The organism is Rhodocyclaceae bacterium (assembly GCA_020248265.1).
Classification (GTDB): Bacteria; Pseudomonadota; Gammaproteobacteria; order Burkholderiales; family CAIKXV01; genus CAIKXV01.
Genome location: JADCHX010000031.1, coordinates 1 through 17945, shown reverse-complemented (window position 1 = coordinate 17945; position 17945 = coordinate 1). Strand labels below are relative to the sequence as shown.

At 68.1% G+C, this 17945-nt stretch carries 17 protein-coding genes; 12 read left to right on the top strand and 5 right to left on the bottom strand.

Annotated features, from left to right (window positions below; genetic code table 11):
- Window positions 1-2 precede the first annotated feature (2 nt).
- Window positions 3-959 (top strand): GDP-L-fucose synthase, encoded by a 957-nt coding sequence (locus ING98_20930; protein ID MCA3104340.1) that lies wholly within the window; start codon window positions 3-5, stop codon window positions 957-959.
- Window positions 960-1085: 126 nt separating this feature from the next.
- Here ING98_20930 and ING98_20925 read toward each other — a convergent pair whose 3' ends face one another.
- A complete protein-coding gene (locus tag ING98_20925; GenBank protein ID MCA3104339.1) occupies window positions 1086-2156 on the bottom strand; it encodes a GTP-binding protein in 1071 nt (356 codons plus the stop codon).
- Between the two features lie 111 nt (window positions 2157-2267).
- Between ING98_20925 and mpl the strand changes: the two genes are divergently transcribed.
- The 8 genes from mpl to ING98_20885 all read left to right on the top strand — a co-directional run bounded on the left by mpl (window position 2268) and on the right by ING98_20885 (window position 10382).
- Complete coding sequence (gene mpl / locus ING98_20920) at window positions 2268-3644, top strand: UDP-N-acetylmuramate:L-alanyl-gamma-D-glutamyl-meso-diaminopimelate ligase (protein ID MCA3104338.1); 1377 nt, start codon at window positions 2268-2270, stop codon at window positions 3642-3644.
- The gene (locus ING98_20915) at window positions 3641-5119 is read left to right on the top strand and encodes an AAA family ATPase (GenBank protein ID MCA3104337.1); all 1479 of its coding nucleotides are present in this window, start codon (window positions 3641-3643) and stop codon (window positions 5117-5119) included. Before mpl ends, ING98_20915 begins: the two co-directional genes overlap by 4 nt.
- Before the next feature lie 104 nt (window positions 5120-5223).
- Entirely contained in the window at window positions 5224-6453 is a 1230-nt protein-coding gene (locus ING98_20910; GenBank protein ID MCA3104336.1) for an alpha/beta fold hydrolase, read from the top strand.
- Between the two features lie 79 nt (window positions 6454-6532).
- A complete protein-coding gene (locus ING98_20905; GenBank protein ID MCA3104335.1) occupies window positions 6533-7162 on the top strand; it encodes a cupin domain-containing protein in 630 nt (209 codons plus the stop codon).
- Window positions 7163-7246: 84 nt separating this feature from the next.
- Window positions 7247-8131 carry an NAD(P)-dependent oxidoreductase gene (locus ING98_20900; GenBank protein ID MCA3104334.1) on the top strand — a complete coding sequence of 295 codons (885 nt, stop codon included), beginning with the start codon at window positions 7247-7249 and terminating at the stop codon, window positions 8129-8131.
- Window positions 8128-8565: a cupin domain-containing protein gene (locus ING98_20895; protein ID MCA3104333.1), complete on the top strand. Its 438-nt coding sequence runs from the start codon at window positions 8128-8130 to the stop codon at window positions 8563-8565. Before ING98_20900 ends, ING98_20895 begins: the two co-directional genes overlap by 4 nt.
- 17 nt (window positions 8566-8582) lie before the next feature.
- Window positions 8583-9320, top strand: a complete 738-nt coding sequence (locus ING98_20890) for a hypothetical protein (protein ID MCA3104332.1) — start codon at window positions 8583-8585, stop codon at window positions 9318-9320.
- A 105-nt stretch (window positions 9321-9425) separates the two neighbouring features.
- Window positions 9426-10382 (top strand): tripartite tricarboxylate transporter substrate binding protein, encoded by a 957-nt coding sequence (locus ING98_20885; protein ID MCA3104331.1) that lies wholly within the window; start codon window positions 9426-9428, stop codon window positions 10380-10382.
- A 133-nt stretch (window positions 10383-10515) separates the two neighbouring features.
- Here ING98_20885 and ING98_20880 read toward each other — a convergent pair whose 3' ends face one another.
- Window positions 10516-12084 (bottom strand): gamma-glutamyltransferase family protein, encoded by a 1569-nt coding sequence (locus tag ING98_20880; GenBank protein ID MCA3104330.1) that lies wholly within the window; start codon window positions 12082-12084, stop codon window positions 10516-10518.
- A gap of 246 nt (window positions 12085-12330) precedes the next feature.
- On the opposite strand from ING98_20880, the gene ING98_20875 reads away from it, so the two are divergent.
- Both ING98_20875 and ING98_20870 read left to right on the top strand, forming a co-directional pair.
- Window positions 12331-13569, top strand: coding sequence for an amidohydrolase family protein (locus ING98_20875; protein ID MCA3104329.1), 1239 nt, complete (start codon window positions 12331-12333; stop codon window positions 13567-13569).
- A gap of 14 nt (window positions 13570-13583) precedes the next feature.
- Window positions 13584-14780 carry an amidase gene (locus tag ING98_20870; GenBank protein ID MCA3104328.1) on the top strand — a complete coding sequence of 399 codons (1197 nt, stop codon included), beginning with the start codon at window positions 13584-13586 and terminating at the stop codon, window positions 14778-14780.
- Between the two features lie 21 nt (window positions 14781-14801).
- Here ING98_20870 and ING98_20865 read toward each other — a convergent pair whose 3' ends face one another.
- Genes ING98_20865 through ING98_20855 form a run of 3 tightly spaced genes read right to left on the bottom strand, consistent with a single transcriptional unit; the run spans window position 14802 to window position 17634 of the window.
- On the bottom strand, window positions 14802-16058 hold the full coding sequence (locus ING98_20865; GenBank protein ID MCA3104327.1) for a hypothetical protein: 1257 nt from the start codon (window positions 16056-16058) through the stop codon (window positions 14802-14804).
- Complete coding sequence (locus ING98_20860) at window positions 16058-16534, bottom strand: FixH family protein (protein ID MCA3104326.1); 477 nt, start codon at window positions 16532-16534, stop codon at window positions 16058-16060. Before ING98_20860 ends, ING98_20865 begins: the two co-directional genes overlap by 1 nt.
- Window positions 16534-17634, bottom strand: coding sequence for a kelch-like protein (locus tag ING98_20855; protein ID MCA3104325.1), 1101 nt, complete (start codon window positions 17632-17634; stop codon window positions 16534-16536). Before ING98_20855 ends, ING98_20860 begins: the two co-directional genes overlap by 1 nt.
- A gap of 187 nt (window positions 17635-17821) precedes the next feature.
- Between ING98_20855 and ING98_20850 the strand changes: the two genes are divergently transcribed.
- A partial coding sequence (locus ING98_20850; GenBank protein ID MCA3104324.1) for an esterase occupies window positions 17822-17945 on the top strand: 124 nt, incomplete at its 3' end.

The following is a 17945-nucleotide window of genomic DNA, read 5'->3' as shown; positions in this document are numbered from 1 at the left end:
TCTTGCCGGAGCACCGCATCTATGTTGCCGGTCATCGTGGGCTGGTGGGATCCGCCGTCGTGCGCCGGTTGAAAGCCGCGGGATATCTGAACCTGGTGACCCGGACGCATGATGAACTCGACCTGCTCGACCAGGCGGCGACAAGGGCTTTTCTCGCCGCCGAAAAGCCTGATGTCGTCGTGCTTGCTGCGGCGAAGGTGGGTGGAATCGTTGCGAACGATACCTACCGCGCGGAGTTCATCTACGAGAACCTGCAGATCCAGAACAACGTGATCCACGGGGCCTGGCTCAGCGGGGTCAGGCGGTTGTTGTTCCTGGGCTCTAGCTGCATCTACCCGAAGCTCGCGCCGCAGCCATTGAAGGAAGAGCACCTGCTGACCGGGCTGCTCGAACCCACCAATGAGCCCTATGCGATAGCGAAGATCGCGGGCATCAAGTTGTGCGCTGCCTACAACAGCCAGTACGGCACCGATTACATCGCGGCCATGCCCACGAACATGTACGGGCCGGGCGACAACTACGACCTGCAGAATTCACACGTGCTTCCTGCGCTGATCCGCAAGATGCATGAAGCCCGGACGAGGGGGGATGCCCAGGTGGCGATATGGGGGTCCGGTCAGCCACGCCGCGAGTTTCTCTACAGCGACGATCTGGCGGACGCGTGCGTATTCCTGCTCGAGCACGCGCGCGCATCGACGATCGGCGAGTTCGTCAATATCGGTTGCGGTGAAGACGTGAACATCGGCGAGCTCGCCATGATGACCGCAAGAGTGGTCGGCTTCACCGGGCAGCTCGTCTACGACCGATCGAAGCCGGACGGTACCCCCAGGAAGCTCATGGACGTATCGCGTATCCGTGCGGCCGGATGGGCGCCCAGGGTCTCTCTCGAAGAGGGCATCGCACTCGCGTACGGCGATTTCCTGGCTCGTTACGGCGCAGGCGTTCGCACAGCCTCGTGACGGTGTCTGTCCAGGTCGTGTCGTTCGCTCGACGGCTCGACCTGGCGCACCCGATGGCGGAGTTGTGCGTACACAGACTGTCGAAGATCGGTGTCGCGGCAGGAGTGACCCGATTCGGTGTGCTGCTCAGCGGGCCGAAGCCACGGCGAGCGCGTCGCGCAGCTCGGCTTCCACGGCGCTCGCGATGGCGCTGGCTGCAGTCTTCGCGTTTCCTTCGCTCGCATCGAACAGCAGTTCGAAGCGCGCCGGCCCGGTAAAGACCAGCGGGCTGCTGCGGACCTGCCCCGCCGACCACTCGATGAGGCGCGTTCCATGGTCGGTGCGCAGCGCGCCCTTGGCCCGCAGCAGGCGGGCGCTGCTCGCCGACACGATCCCTGAGAGCCGCATCATCAGGCGGTCGATGCGCTCGGCGTCGAATGCAGCCCGTTCACTGCATGGGTCGTCGAACAGCCATCCGAGGCTTGCGGTGGTGCCGGAGAGGGCGGCGTGGCGGGTGCCGAGGCCGGGCAGGCCGCACGCGGGTTCGCGCGCGAGCGTGGAGCCCGCTGCGTGGCCGCCCGCCAGCACCGGCCGCCAGCGCGCCCTCGGCATGTCGAGCAGCGCCGCTGGCACCTCGCCCTCGACCGCCGGGACGATGGCCTGCTTCGGCGGGTAAAGGGATTCGACCCATGCGGCGAACGCCCGGTAGCGTTCATCGTCCACGAGGTCGCGCTTGTTGGCGACGACCACATCGGCCATCGCGAGCTGGTCGCGCCAGGTATCGTCCAGCGGGTCGGCGTGGCCAGTTCCCGGCAAAGGATGCCGCGGGTCGGCGACGCATACGACCGCGCCGACCGAGAGGGCTTTCGCGAGTCCCGGCTCGGCCAGCGTCGCCAGGATCGCAGCCGGATGGCCAAGGCCGGAGGGCTCCAGCAGCAGCCTGTCAGGCCGTACCCGCCGCAGTACATCGGTGATCGCAACCCGAAGGGGCACGTTGGCCGCGCAGCAGATGCAGCCGCCGGCGACCTCGCGCAGCTCGACGGTGGTTGAACCGGACCGCGCCACGGCCAGGGCGGTACCGTCGATCCCAACGATCCCGAACTCGTTGACGATCACCGCCCAGCGTTCGTTCGCGGGACGCCCGGACAGCAGGTGGCGGATCAGCGTGGTCTTGCCGGCGCCCAGGAAGCCGGTGATCAGGTTGCAGCGCGTGGTCATGCCGGGACTGTACGCGGACCGATGAAGTCCGGCCATCCGCGCCCCCGCTGCCACCTGTCTGCCTCGACGAATGCGACGATTCTCCGGTCGTTCGTCTACACTCGCCATGCCATGCATATTCATGTCCTCGGTGTCTGCGGAACCTTCATGGGAGGGGTCGCCGTTCTCGCCCGCCAGGCCGGCCACCGCGTGACCGGCTGTGACGCCAATGTCTATCCGCCGATGAGCACCCAGCTCGCGGAGCAGGGCATCGAACTGATCGAGGGCTTCGAACCCGCGCAGATCCGCCTGAAGCCCGATGTGTTCGTGGTCGGCAACGTGGTGTCGCGCGGCAACGCGCTGATGGAGGAGATCCTCAACCGCGGCCTGCCTTATGTGTCCGGCCCACAGTGGCTGTCCGAGCAGGTGCTGCGCGGCAAGTGGGTGCAGGCGATCGCCGGCACGCACGGCAAGACCACTACCACGGCGATGCTGGCGTTCATCCTCGAGCAGGCCGGCCTGAATCCGGGCTTCCTGGTCGGGGGGGTCGCGCACGATTTCCCGGTGTCCGCACGGCTCGCCAATTCGCAGTTCTTCGTGATCGAGGCTGACGAGTACGACACGGCCTTCTTCGACAAGCGGTCGAAGTTCGTCCACTACCGGCCGCGCACGGTCGTTCTGAACAACCTCGAGTTCGACCACGGAGACATCTTCCCGGACCTGGCCTCGATCGAGCAGCAGTTCCACCACCTGGTGCGTATCGTGCCCGGCGCCGGGCGGATCGTCTGGAATGCGCGCTCGGAAGCCCTCGGGCGGGTGCTCGAGCGTGGCTGCTGGACGCCGAACGAGTCGTTCAACACCGAGGGCGGATGGCATGCGGGTGCCGTCGATGAGAGCGGTGCGGTCGAGATCGGCTTCCGCGGCGAGTCGTTCGGGCACCTGCGCTGGTCCCTCGCCGGCGAGCACAACGTGCAGAACGCGATGGCGGCGATCGCCGCAGCGCGGCACGCGGGCATCTCGCCCGGCATCAGCCTGTCGGCGCTGGGGAAGTTCCGCGGCGTCAAGCGGCGGCTCGAGACGCGGGGCGTAGCCGGCGGCGTCACCGTGTACGACGACTTCGCCCACCACCCGACGGCGATCGAGACGACGCTCAAGGGCCTGCGCGCGCGCATCGGCAGTGCGCGTGTGCTGGCCGTGCTCGAGCCGCGCTCGAACACCATGCGCATGGGCATGCTGAAGGATGCGCTGCCGGCAAGCCTGGGCGAGGCCGACCGTGTGTTCTGCTACACCGCGAACCTCGGCTGGGATGCGAACGGCACGCTGGCGGCACTCGGCCCGAAACTGGCGACGCATGACGACCTGCCCGCGCTGATCGAGGCGATCGTCGCCGAGGCGCGCAGCGGCGACCATGTGCTGGTGATGAGCAACGGGGGCTTCGGCGGGATCCACGAGAAGCTGCTCGGGCGGCTGCAACAGGTGGCCAACGGCGGAGGTCGGACGCCAGCGTGAACGACGTCAAGGACCTCTCGATCATCCTCGAGTCGCGCTTTCCGCTCGTCACGATCGAGACCACCGAGGAAGCGCGCATGCTCGGCGTGATCGAGAAGAGCGCGAACCTGCTCGGTTGGGCCTCGTTCGCGTGGTCGGTGGTGGACGGACTGCGCCGCACGACGCGTACCGACCGCATGACCGGCACCAACAACCTGGTCGACGCGCTGCGCCATATCGACAAGACACCGCAGAACGGCGTCTACACGCTGCTCGATGCCCATCCTTACCTGCAGGATCCAGGCAACGTGCGGCTGATCCGCGAGATCGCGCAGGGCTACGCCAGGTGCGCCCGCACGCTGGTGTTCGTCAGCCCGAAGCTGGAACTGCCGCCGGAACTGCACCACCTGACCGCGCGCTTCGAGATCGCGCTGCCCGACGCCACGCGCATCCGGCAGATCATCCGCGAAGAGGCACGGATGTGGGAGTCGCGCAACGGGGCCAGGCCGAAGGGCGACCCGGAGGCGATAGCGCTGGTCACCCAGCACCTGACCGGCATCCCCGTCGAGGATGCGCGCCGGCTGATCCGGCAGGGACTCGACCAGGACGGTGCGCTGAACATGGCAGATGTCGATCGCATCGTTCGCTTCAAGCGCGAGAACCTCGCGGCCGGCGGCGTGCTCGACGTCGAACTCGATACCGGCAGCTTCGCCAATGTCGGTGGGCTGGCCAACCTCAAGCGCTGGCTGAACCTGCGTCGCGCGGTGTTTGCCGGAGAGCCGGGCACGCAGGACCTGCCGCCCCCCAAGGGTATCCTGCTGCTCGGCGTGCAGGGCAGTGGCAAGAGCCTGGCTGCGAAATCCGTTGCGGGGGCCTGGCGGCTGCCGCTGCTGCGGCTCGATTTCGCGACGCTCTACAACAAGTTCACCGGCGAGACGGAACGCAACCTGCGCGAGGCGCTTAAGGGCGCTGCGCGGATGTCGCCGTGCGTGCTCTGGATCGACGAGATCGAGAAGGGCCTCGCAGCGGACGAATCCGGCGGGGATGGGGGCGTCTCGAAGCGCATCCTCGGGACGCTGCTGACCTGGATGTCCGAGCGCCGTGAGCCGGTGTTCCTGGTCGCTACTGCGAACGACATCTCACGGCTGCCGCCCGAACTGCTTCGAAAGGGCCGCTTCGACGAGATCTTCTTCGTCGACCTGCCGGATGCGACGACCCGCAGCGACATCCTCGCCATCCACCTGGAGCGGCGCAAGCGCGATCCGACCGACTTCGACCTGTCTGCGCTTTCGAAGGCGACGGACGGCTTCTCGGGTGCCGAGATCGAGCAGGCGATCGTCGCCGCCATGTACGAGGCGCATGCTCGCAAGGAGCCGCTTGCGACCGCCCACCTGCTCGACGAGATCGGCCGCACGCGCCCGCTGTCGGTGATGATGGCCGAGAAGGTCGAGGCGTTGCGCGCCTGGGCGTTGGAGCGCTGCGTCCCGGCGAACTGACGCACGTGGCCCGGGGGGCAGGGCGCGCGCCCATCGGGCCTGACCCCGCGTGTTGCATCGGCTATATTCGCCGGGCTGCAGATACCCAAAGGAGGAGTACACAGATGATCCGCAAGCTGCGCACCCAGCGCGACGATCAACAATGGATGCTCGACCTCGCGCTGAACATGCGCGGCCGCGTGCAGAACTTCGAGCGTGACGACATCGAGGTGCCGGCCGGTACGCGCGCACGCAACTACCGCATGTTGCCGAAGGTCTGGCGCAAGTCGGCCGAGCGGCACGAGCGGCTCGCCAAGCGCGCGCAGGCAATGGGCGCGAACGCGACCGCCACCCACCACTATGACCATGCGGTCGAGGGCTACCGGATGGCCCAGCACCCGATCTTCTTCGACAATCATCCGGTCAAGAAGGCGCTCTACAAGAAACTCAACGAGATGGTCGACCGGCGCATCGAGACCGCGTCGTATCCGATCGAGCGCGTCGAGGTGCCGTTCGACGACGGCAAGACGATCTCGTGCCTGTACCACATGCTGCCCGGCAAGCCGAAGGCGCCGGTGGTGATCTACGTGCCCGGCATGGACCAGACCAAGGAAGTGTTCCCCAAGGTCTCGCACAACATCGCGCTGTCGCGCGGCTTCCACGTGATCGCGATCGACGGCCCGGGCCAGGGCAACTCGAACCTGCAGAAGATCCGCGCGGTCGGCGACAACTACGAGCGCGCCGGCGCGGCGGTGATCAGCTGGCTGATGAAACGGCCGGAAGTGGACAAGAAGAAGATCGCCATCTACGGCATCAGCATGGGCAGCTACTGGTGCCTGCGCCTGTCGAGCTACGACCATCGTGCAGCTGCGGTGGTGAGCTCGGTCGCCTGCTTCAACCCGAACAACACGATCTTCACGCAGTCCTCGCCGCGCTTCAAGCAGATGTTCATGTACATGGCCGGCTACGACGACGAGGCAAAGTTCGATGTCGAAGTGGCGCAGCCGATGACCGTGCGCGGCTACCTCGACAAGGTGAAGTGCCCGACGCTGCTGGTCACCGGCGAGTTCGATCCGCTCTGCCCGCTCGAGGAAGCGATCGAGGCCTACGGCGACCTGAAGGTGCCGAAGGAGATGTGGATCATGGAGAACCAGTACCACCCGCTGTGGGGCATTCCCAACCTGGGCGGCATGGACTGCCACGACTACGTGATGGACTGGCTGCAGGGCCTGTTCAGCGGCAAGCGCGTGCCGAAGAAGTCTGGCCGCATCGCCTATGTCGGCGAGCAGGGCGACGGACCGTGGTCGGCCTGCGAGTGGGAGCCGCCGGTCAAGGCGGGCCAGCCGTACTTCTGAGTTGGTCCCACCGGCAAAGCGGGTCGTGGCCCGGGCTGCGACCCGCCCGCGTCCTGCCGTCCAGGCGGAATCGCCCCGGCTGTCCGAGGCGATGACCGTGGCGCTCGGCACGCGCATCCGGGATGCGCGTGAACGGGCGGGGATCGGCATGCGGGAGCTGGCGCGCGCCGTGGGCGTGTCGGCGAGCCTGCTCTCGCAGATCGAGCGCGGCAACGTGAAGCCGTCGGTCGACACCCTGTGGGCTATCGTGCGCGAGCTGTCGATCTCGCTCGACCACCTGTTCGATTCGCGCGAGCACGGCGCTGCGGCGCACGTCGAGGCGCCGGTGCCCTCGCCGGTGATGCGTGCCGGCGCAGGAAAGAAGATCGGCCTTGCCAGGGGCGTCGAGTGGCAGCAGCTCACGGCCGGAAGCGACCCGGACGCCGACTTCGTGCTCGTCACGTATGCGGTCGGAGCCTCGTCCTCCGAGTCGGGAGAGATGCTCCGTCACCATGGACGCGAGTATGGCTACCTGGTGAGCGGACGGCTCGGCGTGGCCGTGGGCTTCGATGAGTACGAACTCGGCCCCGGGGACGCGGTGAGCTTCGAGTCTCAGCGGCCGCACCGGCTCTGGGCGATTGGCGACCAGCCCGCCGTGGCCGTCTGGCTGGTGATGCGCGGCGCCGGCCTGGATGCGCCGCGCCGACGTGCCGCGCGGCGTGTTAAGTGACAGGCAACAGCTGTTGACCACCACTTAACGGGAATCCTATACTGCCTGGCATCGAAGACGGCCGGAGTGCCGTGGAGGAGGGCAATGCGCATCGGATTCGCAGGGCTGGGCGCCATGGGCCAGTGCATCGTGCCGCGGCTGCTGGCCGCCGGTCATCAGGTCACCGGCTGGAACCGCAGCCGGGACAAGGCCGAGCCGCTGCTCGCCCAGGGCATGGGCTGGGCCGACACGCCAGCCGCGCTTGCCGCGGGCAGTGACGTCGTGTTCTCGATCCTCACCGATGCCGCGGCAGTACGCGCGGTGGCGCTCGGCCCGGACGGCATCCTGTCCGGGCTGCGAGAGGACGCGGTCTACCTCGACATGAGCACGATCACGCCCGAGTCGAGCCGCGAGGTGTCGGCGGCTTTCCTGGCGGCCGGGCGCACGATGCTCGATGCGCCGATCTCCGGCAGCCCGGTCACGGTGGTACAGGGCAAGGCGTCGGTGATGGTTGGTGGCGACCGGGCGGCTTTCGAGAAGGTGCTGTCGGTGCTGCTGGCCATCGGCGCGAAGGCGACCTACATCGGCGAGCGCGGGCTCGCGGTGCAACTCAAGCTCGCGATCAACCTCGTGCTGATGGTCGAGGTGATCGCCTTCTGCGAGGGCGTCGCGCTGGCGGAGAAGGGCGGCGTCGACCGTGAGATCGCCGTCGAGGCGATGCTCGCGAGCGTGGTGGCTTCGCCGGTGCTGGGCTACCGCGGGCCGTTCATCCTGGAAGGGAAGATGCCCGCCGTGCCGCTGGCCGACGTGACGCTGCAGCAGAAGGACATGACCATGGTGCTGGAACTGGCGCGCAAGCTGGGCATGCCCGCGCCGCTGGCTGCCGCGGCCAACGAGATGATGAACGCCTGCCGGGGCTTCGGCATCGACCACCACGACTTCGTGGTCGCGCACGAAGCCTACCGGCGACTTGGAGGCATGAGCCGATGAAACCCGATGAGTTCACGCAGGGCGCCAGCCCCTTCATGACCCGCCTCGCCGACGTTCCCAAGGTCGGCGGCCTGAAGGCCAAGGACGGCTGGGTCGACATGCAGGTCCAGTTCCTGATCAACGCGCAGAACTGCAAGAGCGACAAGCTGCTGGTGGGCTGGACGGTGCTTCCGCCCGGTGCCCAGCACGACCGGCACCGGCACTTCAACTGCGACGAGTTCTGGATCGTGGTGAGTGGCCGCGGCGTCATGTACCTTGAGGATGGCACCGAGCGGGAATCCTGCGAGGGCGACGTAGTATTCACGCCGCGCGGCCACTGGCACGGCTTCAAGAACACGTCGGACAAGGACGTCGTGCTGGTGTGGGGCTGGAGCGGCGCAGGCTCGCTCGAGGCGGCCGGGTACGAGTCCATCGAAGGCGGCCGCACTCACTGACTGCAGGAGGCCTGCGCATGCAAGTCGGCTGGAGCGATGATCGGGCGATGCGGGGGTTTGCCAGGCAGATGGTCGCCCTGGACGAGGCTCAAGCCCGTGGCGAGTCGTTGCTTGGATGGAAGGTAGGTTTCGGCGCACCGGCCGCGATGGTGAAGCTGGGCCTGCAGGCGCCGGTGGTAGGGCACCTGCTCGCCAGCGCACGGCTGGACGACAGCGCGGTCGTCGATGTGCGCGGCTGGGTGAAGCCGGTGGTCGAGCCGGAGGTTGCGGTGACGCTCGCCCGCGACCTCGACGGTAGCGAGGACCGTGCCGCCGCCGTTGCGGCAATCGGTACGATCGCTCCCGCGCTCGAACTGGCGGATCTCGCCTTCGCGCCCGACGACGTCGAGCGTATCGTCGCGGCGAACATCTACCAGCGCCACGTGGTGTTCGGTCCTGTCATCGACGTGCGGCCGGTCGACGGTGGCGAGGTGCTGCACCCGGCGCTGGCCGCGTCGGTATGGCACCGGAGCGTGCAGGGTGGGTCGCCGGTCGAGTCCAGTCTGGCGGTGCCTGACCCGCTGCATGCACTGACCGGCGATCCGGTCGACATCGTCCGGCATGTCGCAAAGGTACTTGCCGGTTTCGGGCTGCGGTTGCGGGCAGGGGAGGTCGTGATCACTGGGTCCATCGTGCCGCCGGTGTTCGGCGTTGCCGGAGACACGGTGCGCTACATGCTGCACCCTGCCGGCAGCGTGAAGGTAACGCTCGGGTGAACCAGAGGAACCCGGATCCACCGGGTCATCGGTAAACGGAGGAGGAAGATCATGTATAGGCATCTGCTCGCACGCCATCGGCGTGCACGCGCGTCGCTGCTGCTCATGGGGCTGGGTGCCGGGCTGGCCGCCGGGATGCCGGTCTTCGCGCAGCCGTCATCCGCCGTTTTTCCGCAGCGGCCGGTTCGCGTGCTGATCCCCGTCTCGGCAGGCAGCCAGACCGATATCGTCGCGCGGCTGCTCGGCCAGCGCATGAGCGAGAACTGGGGCCAGCAGGTGCTGGTGGACAATCGTCCCGGCGCGGGCGGGACGGTCGCCGGCAACATGCTGGTGTCGGCGCAGCCCGACGGGCACACGCTGATGCTCAACTCGATCTCGCATGCGGTCAACGCGTCGCTCTACGCGAAACTGCCGTTCGATACGCTGAAGGACTTCGCGGGCGTCGCCCAGGTCGGCAGCACGCCCAACGTGCTGGTCGTGTCGCCGGAGGTGCCCGCCAGGAACCTGCGCGACCTGATCGCACTGGCGAAGTCCAGGCCTGGGCAACTGAATTTCGCCTCCGCAGGCATCGGTACCGGTACGCACCTGAACGGCGAGCAGTTCAAGCTCGCGGCCGGGATCGACATCGTGCATGTCCCGTTCAAGGGTACGCCCGAGGCGCTCAATGACGTCGCTTCCAACCGTGTCCAGATGTTCTTCGCGCCGCTGTCCCCCGCACTGCCTTTCGTGCGCGACCGCCGGGTGCTGCCGCTGGCGGTGAGCACGCAGCGCCGGGCGCCTGCGCTGCCGGAACTGCCAACCGTGGCCGAGGCCGGGCTGCCTGGCTTCGAGTTCGACCTCTGGCTGGGTATCCTCGCGCCGTCGAAGACACCCAGGCCTGTGGTCAAACTGATCAGCGCCGAGGTGCGCCGCGTGCTGGAACTGCCGGACGTACGCGAGCGGATGCTCGGGCAGGGCGTCGATCCGCGCTACACCACGCCGGAGGAGTTCGACCGCTTTATCCGCAGCGAGGTCGACCGTATCGCGAAGATCGTCAAGGCTTCGGGCGCGCGGGTCGAGTAGTTCTGCGCGGTCGAGTGCGACCGGTATCGGGCACCGTTCCTGCATCGCAGGGCTGACACTGGATATCTGACCCCTGTGGGGTCAGACCCCAGCCGTTACCCCAGCCGTTCCAGGCGTTGCGGACGTTCCAGCCCTACCAGCCGATCGCAGCGCCGTCGCTGCGCGGGTCGCTTGCGCCTTCGACGACACCGCCCGGATGGGCGACGATCGCCCCGGCGTGTCCCATGGTTTCGTCGAATGCGCCATAAACCTCGACCTCGTGGCCCAGCGCCCGCAGCGCATCGACCACGACCGGCTCGAAGCGCGACTCGACCTTCAGGGATTGCGTCGCCTGGCCCCAGGTGCGCCCGAGCAGCCAGCGCGGTGCGCTGATCGCCGCCTGCAGGTCCTGTCCGTACACCACATGCCGCGTGAACACCGCGGCCTGCGTCTGCGGCTGGCCTTCGCCGCCCATCGTGCCGTAGACCATCACGCGGCCGTCGGACAGATGGGCCATCGCCGGGTTGAGCGTGTGGAAGGGCTTGCGGCCTGGCTCCAGCGTGTTCAGCGCGGCCGGATCCAGCGAGAAGGATGCGCCTCGGTTCTGCCAGTTGATGCCGGTGCCATCGAGCACGACGCCGCTGCCGAACTCGTGGTAGGTGCTCTGGATGAAGCTCACGGCGCGGCCGGCGCTGTCGACGACACCCATCCAGACCGTATCCGCCGGAGGCTGGGGCGCAGGCCAGGCCAGCGCCCGCCCGAGGTCGATGCGCGCGGCGCGGCGGTCCATCTCGGCCGCCGTGAGCAGCGACTGCGGATCGACGGTCATGTACTTCGGGTCGGTCACATGCCGGTCGCGCATGAAGAACGCCTGCTTGGTCGCCTCGACCATCCGGTGCAGGTAGGCGGCGCTGTCCGCAGGCACGGCTTCGAGGCCGAGGCGGTCGGCGATGCCGAGGATCGCGAGCGCCACCATGCCCTGCGTCGGTGGTGCCATGTTGTACAGCGTGCCGCGCGAATGCGCGAGGTGTACCGGCGGCCGCTCCATGGCCTGGTACGCGGCGAGGTCGGCTGCCGATACCGGGCTGCCCAGCGCCTTCAGGTCGGCGGCGATGCTGGCCGCGAGCTCGCCACGGTAGAAGTCGTCGGTGCCGGCGCTGGCGATACGCGACAGCGTGGTCGCGATCTTCCCCTGCTTCATCAACGATCCCGGAAGCGGCACTTCACCGCCCGGCATGAAGCGGGCCGCGAAGCCGGGCTGGTCGCGGATCTCGGCGAGCTTGGCGCGCGTGGTGTTCGTGTAGCTGTGGGTGACGGCGTGGCCGTGCGCGGCGTAATGGATCGCGTCGGCGAGCAGGCGTGACAGCGGCAGTCGTCCACCCAAGCGCTGCGCCGACAACTGCTGCGCAAGCCCCCAGCCAGCGATCGTGCCGGCAACCGTGTTCGCCGCGATCGGTCCGCGGAACGGGATCGAAGCCACGCCGTGCCCGGCGTACCAGTCGCGGCTCGCGGCCATCGCCGCCGGGCCGCAGGCATCGATCGTGGTGACTGGCTTGCCGGGCTCGTGCACCAGCCAGAACGCGTCACCGCCGATACCGTTCATGTGCGGATAGACGACCGAGATGGTCGCCGCTGCGGCGATCATCGCCTCGAGTGCATTGCCGCCCTCGCGCAACACGGCGACGGCGGATTCGCTGGCCAGTGAATGCGGTGCGGTCGCCATGCCGCGCGTTGCACGGGAAGTCTGGATTGCCACGATGAAGGTCCTCGAACGATGTACACCGCAGCTTACCGGAAGCGCCGGATGAATCGGGTCAGACCCGATCGGCCGGGCTGAAAGGTCCTGTTGGACGTGGCCCTCGCCCGATATCCGGGAAAATGGCAGGAAAATGGGGTCTGACCCCGGGGTCAGACCCCAGGGTCAGACCCCGGGGTCAGACCCGGATTTCAGCCTTGAGGAGTGGACGCGATGGATACCCTGCTGCGCAATGCGCGCATTCTCGGCCGTGACTACACGGCGACGTTCGATGTCGGCATCGAGGCCGGGCGCATCGCGGCGATCGAGCCGGCCGGGGTAATGCCTGCGGGCTACGCCGCCAAGGTGATCGATCTCGACGGGCGGCTGGTCGCGCCCGCTTTCGTCGAGACGCATATCCACCTCGACAAGAGTTGCATCCTGGACCGTTGCACCTCGGAGAAAGGCACGCTGGACGAGGCGATCTCGCAGGTGGCGCTGCAGAAGCGTTCGTTCACTGCCGAGGATGTCGCCGGCCGCGCGCGGCGTACGCTGGAGAATGCGATCGCGCAGGGCACCGGCGTGATGCGTACCCATGTCGAGGTGGATCCAGTGGTCGGGCTGCGGGGTTTCGATGGCGTGATGTCGCTGGTCGACGAATACCGCTGGGCGATCGACATCGAGGTCTGCGTTTTTCCGCAGGAAGGACTGCTCAACAACCCGGGCACGGACGAGTTGCTGGTGGCGGCAATGAAGCAGGGCGCGCGCGTGATCGGTGCCGCGCCGTACTGCGACAGCGACTCCCATGCGCAGATCGACCGCATCTTCGAGATCGCGCGCGAGTTCGACGCCGACATCGACATGCATCTCGACTTCGGCATGGCCACCGATCACATGGACATCGAGTACGTGTGCGAAGTGACCGAGAAATACGGCTACGGCGGACGCGTGGCGATCGGCCATGTCACCAAGCTGGCGCTGGTCGACCCGGAACGGTTTGCCCGCATCGCGAAGACGCTGGCCGAGGCCGGCGTCGCGGTGACCGTGCTGCCGGCGACCGACCTGTACCTGATGGGCCGCGACCGTACCCACGCAAAGCTGCGCAGCGTGCTGCCGGTGCATGAACTCCTCGCGTACGGGGTGAACGGCAACCTGTCCAGCAACAACATCCTGAATCCGTTCACTCCGTTCGGCGACTGCTCGCTGCTGCGCATGTCGAACCTGTACGCGAACATCTGCCACGTCGGCCGGCGCGACGAGATCCGCGAGTGCTTCGAGATGGTGACCCGTCGCTCGGCGAAACTGCTGCGCCGGGACGACTACGGCGTGGATGTCGGACGCGCCGCCGACCTGGTGGTGATCGACACCACGGCGCCCGAGCATGCAGTCGCCGAACTGCCGCCGGTACTGATGGGTTTCAAGCGTGGCCGGATGACCTTTTCCCGCCAGCCGGTTACCCTCCACCGTCCCTGACTGCCGTGACCGCCATGTCTTCGATCCTCGACCGCGATACCTTCAACGCCTTCGTCCGCGAGACCCATGCCGAACTGGCAGGCGCGGCTACCGGCCCGCTCTGCGGGCTGACCTTCGGCGCGAAGGACATCTACGATGTCGAAGGGCACGGGTGCACGTTCGGCAGCCCGACCTGGCTTGCCACGCACGCGCCGGCGAAGCACACGGCCGTGGCTGTGCGGCAACTGGTCGCCGCTGGCGCGACGCTCGTCGGCAAGACCCAGACTGCCGAACTGACCTACAGCCTGAACGGCGAGAACGTCCACTACGGCTCGGTGCTGAATCCGAATGCACCGGGACGCGATACCGGCGGTTCTTCCAGCGGTTCTGCCGCCGCGACGGCGGCAGGCCTGGTCGACTTCGCGCTGGGCAGCGACACCGGCGGCTCGGTACGCCTGCCGGCCAGCTTCTGCGGCCTGTACGGAATGCGTCCGTCGCACGGCCGCGTGTCGCTCGAGGGGGCCTGCCCGCTCGGTCCGTCGTTCGACACGGCGGGCTGGTTCGCGCGCGATGCAGCACTGTTCGAGAAGGTCGGACGCGTGCTGCTCGGCGACGACGCACCGGCGGCCGTGCCAGGCCGGCTGCTGCTGGCGGCCGACGCATTCGAGCGCGCAGGCCGTACGGTCGGCGATGCGCTGCAAGGCGCCGTAGCGAAGGTCGAGTCGGTGCTGGGCAAGGCCGAGCCGGTGACCGTCGCTGCGGAAGGCCTGGACGACTGGGGCATGAACGTGTTCCGCGTGATCCAGGCGCACGAGGCCTGGCAGTCGCTTGGCGCTTGGATCACCGAGCACAAGCCGGCGCTCGGGCCCGGCATCAAGGAACGCTTCCAGTGGGCATCCACCGTCGATCGTGCGATGCTGCTGGGGGCCGCCTCGAAGCGCGAAGAGGTCTCGCGGCGGATGGATCGCATGCTTGCCGGCAACGCGGTACTGGTGCTGCCAGCTTCCCCCGGCATCGCCCCGAAGATCGGCGCCCCGGCCGCCGAGATCGACGACTTCCGCGCACGCGCACTGGCGATCCTGTCCATCGCGGGCCTCGCCCGTCTGCCCCAGGTCTCGCTGCCGATGGCTACGCTCGACGGCTGTCCGCTCGGCATATCGTTGATCGCCGCGCGCGGCAACGACACCCTGCTGCTCGAACTCGCGAAGACGCTCGAGCACCAGATTCGGTGAATGTCGGCGCTGCCCTCGCCCTCAACGGCGCGGGCGGCGTTCGCTGAGCGATTCGAGGAACGCGACCAGGTCAGCGATCTCGCGCTCGTTCAGGTCGAGCGTGCGCAGCACGCTGTCGGTCGGCCGCGCGGGCAGATCGTCGCCCGGCTCACCATGTGAGTGTGGCATCGCGAGATGCAGCTTCACCGCGTCGATCGTGGAGTAGTGGCGGACGACATCGGTCAGCGTGGCCAGTGAGCCGTCGTGCATGTACGGCGCGGTGCGCGCGACATTGCGCAGGGCCGGCACGCGGAACTGGCCGTAGGCCTCGCTGGTCAGCGCGACATGCCGCGTGCTCTGGGCGGTCCTGCGCGCGGGGTCGTCGTTGAATCGCCCAAGCAGGGAGAAACGGCTCGACTGCAGTGCCTTGATGCCGTCATGTCGTCCCCAGTCGATGCGCCCGTCCGGGCGGCGGACGCTGATGCCGACCTTGTCGAACTCACCGTTGGTGAACTGCGGCCCGAAATGGCAGAGGTTGCACTGGGCGCGACCGACGAACAGTTGCAGGCCTCGCAGCGCGTCGGCCGGGTAGCGTACCTGGCCGCGCCGGTCGCCTCGCGCGAGTGCATCGCGATAGTCGTCGAACGCGCTGCGACCGCTGACCAGCGTGGCCTGGAAGGCCGCCATCGCCTTGCCGATGTCCGCGAACAACTGGCCATCGTCGACGTTGTCCGGGCGCTGGCCGAACACGCGCCGATAGCCGGATGCGAGGTCGGGCTCGCGCCGCACCCGGTCCACGACATGCCGTTCGGCGCTGCCCATCTCGCGCGGATCGAGCAGTGGCCGCAGGCTCGCCGCCCACAGGCTGTCGGTTGCGCCCGACCAGCCGAACCAGCGGTTGTAGCGGGCGTCGACGACCGATTTCGTGTTGCGGTCGGTGGGCGCTAGCCCGACCGCGACCGGCCGCCGGTCGGTGTAACCGAACTCGGGCACATGGCAGGTCGAGCAGGCGACGCTGCCGTCCGTCGAGAGGCGCGGATCGAAGAACAGCTTGTGGCCGAACCGGGCTGCCGCGGCCGAGCCTGCGACGCGATTGCTGGGGTCGGGCGAGGCAGGCGGTGGCCAGGGGCCATGGCCGAGGATCGCCTCGCGCAGGCTGGCATCGGGGGCTGGCGCTGCTCCGGATACCATCGCCGATGCCGTTCTCGGCCCTTGGGCCGCAAGGGCGGACGTGCCGCACAGCACTACCGCGAGCGCCAGCCCGAGCAGACACTCCGCGGTCGCGCTTCGGGATGGCATCAGCGGACCATCATCACCTGGGTGGCCCGCTCGACCGTGTCGCCCGCGCGCAGGTCGAAGACCATCTCCCACTGCCCGGGCATGTGGAACATCAAACCTTCGGCGCGATAGCGGTTCTCGCCGACGGGTTTCAGGGTCGGCTTGTAGTTCATGCCGTGCCCATGGGACGGCATGCGCGCATCGATGGCAACCGCCGTTGCCACGGCCGCACCCGCCTTCGCGCAGACCAGGATGTCTACCGAGAAGTGGCGGCCGACCGGAATCTTCTGCGGATCGGCACGCCATGCAATCGTGTAATTCGCAGAAGCGGTGCGCGCGCCGCCCGGCAGGCCGGTGCTGCAGTCCCCCGCCGCCTTCGCTGCGGGTGCGGCTGCAGGTTGCGCTGCGGCACCGGATGCCAGCGCAAATGCAGTGGCGGCTGCTGCGACCACCGCTTGCGCGCGGGTCTGCCGCAGGCGGGTGCAGCCTGGCCGCATCAGTTGCCGCCGATCGTCAACACGTCATGCCGGTCAGTGTTGGCGACCAGCCCGGGCGTGTTCGTGCCCGACTGCACCTGCCCGCTGACCACGTGCAGCCGGTTGCCGATGAAGTCGGCCGCCAGTCCGTGGCGCGGCATCGGCAACGGCGGCATGCGCGTCCAGCTGTTGGACTTCGGATCGAATGCATCGACCGCGGCGAAGGTCGCCCAGAAATCACGGTGCCGCATCTCGCCGCCGATCACGTAGAGGCGGCCGCCGTGCACGCCCCAGGCCACCGCACTGCGCGGGTTGGGCATGGGCGCCATCAGTCGCCCCCAGCTGTCGGTCGCCGGGTTGTACTCCTCGACGATATCGGTATTGGTTGCGGTGGTGATGAACACCGAGCCGAGCCGGCCGCCGATCACGTAGATGCGCCCATCGACGACCCCGGCAGCGGCGTGGTTGCGCGCGGTCGGCATGTCGGCGCGGGTCGACCACGCGTTGGTTGCCGGATCGAATACCTCGTGGGTGCCGAGGGCTCGGTGGGGGCGGGCCGGATGAAGGGCGGTCTCTTTCGATCCGGGATGCAGCCCCGCGCCGCCGATCAGGTGGATCCGGTTCTCGATCACGACCGCGTTGTGGGCACCGCGCGCCATCGGGGCGGGGGCCAGGGCGCGCCATGAATCGGCCACCGGGTCGTATTCCCAGGAGGTACGCACCGGTGCCCATGCGGCGTCGCCCTTGGCCGGCAACTCGAAGCCGCCGAACATGTAGATCTTCCCGTTGACGGTGGCCAGTGCCACATGGTGCAGGAACGCCGGCATGTCGCGCTTGCGCGTCCAGCGGTCGCCGGCCGGGTCGTATTCGAACACCATCCCCATCGGCTTCCAGCCGGGAGCGAGGCCACCGAACACGTACAGCTTCCCGCCGGCGGCGATGCCGTAGACCTCCTCGGCACCGACGGGGATCGGCGCGGCACTCGACCACTTCTGCGCGTGGGCCGTGCCGGGCGCCGCAAGGCCCAGCCCAAGGGTCAGCGTCAGGGCCAGGGCCAGGGTCGCGGCCAGCGACCGCTTTGCGGCGACGTTGGCCACGCGGAATCGGGTGATGGCTTGCATGTGCATTCCTCCAGGGTAGGACACTGCGGGTCTGCCCGGCACCGACCCGGCGGACCTTCCAGGCTCGGCCGGGAGTGGCGACTGCGTCGCTGCCCGCTCCGGCACCATCGTAAACGCGTCGCGGCCGGCTGACCAGCTATGCTTGTGGCCACCCCGCAATCAGTCCCGCATTTCCAGGGTATCGAAGATGATCGTCTACCTGCACGGATTCAACAGTTCACCGCAGTCGCTGAAGGCCCGCCTGGTCGAGGCGCGGATGGCCGACCTCGACCTGCTCGACCAGCTGGCCTGCCCCGCGCTGCCGCACTCGC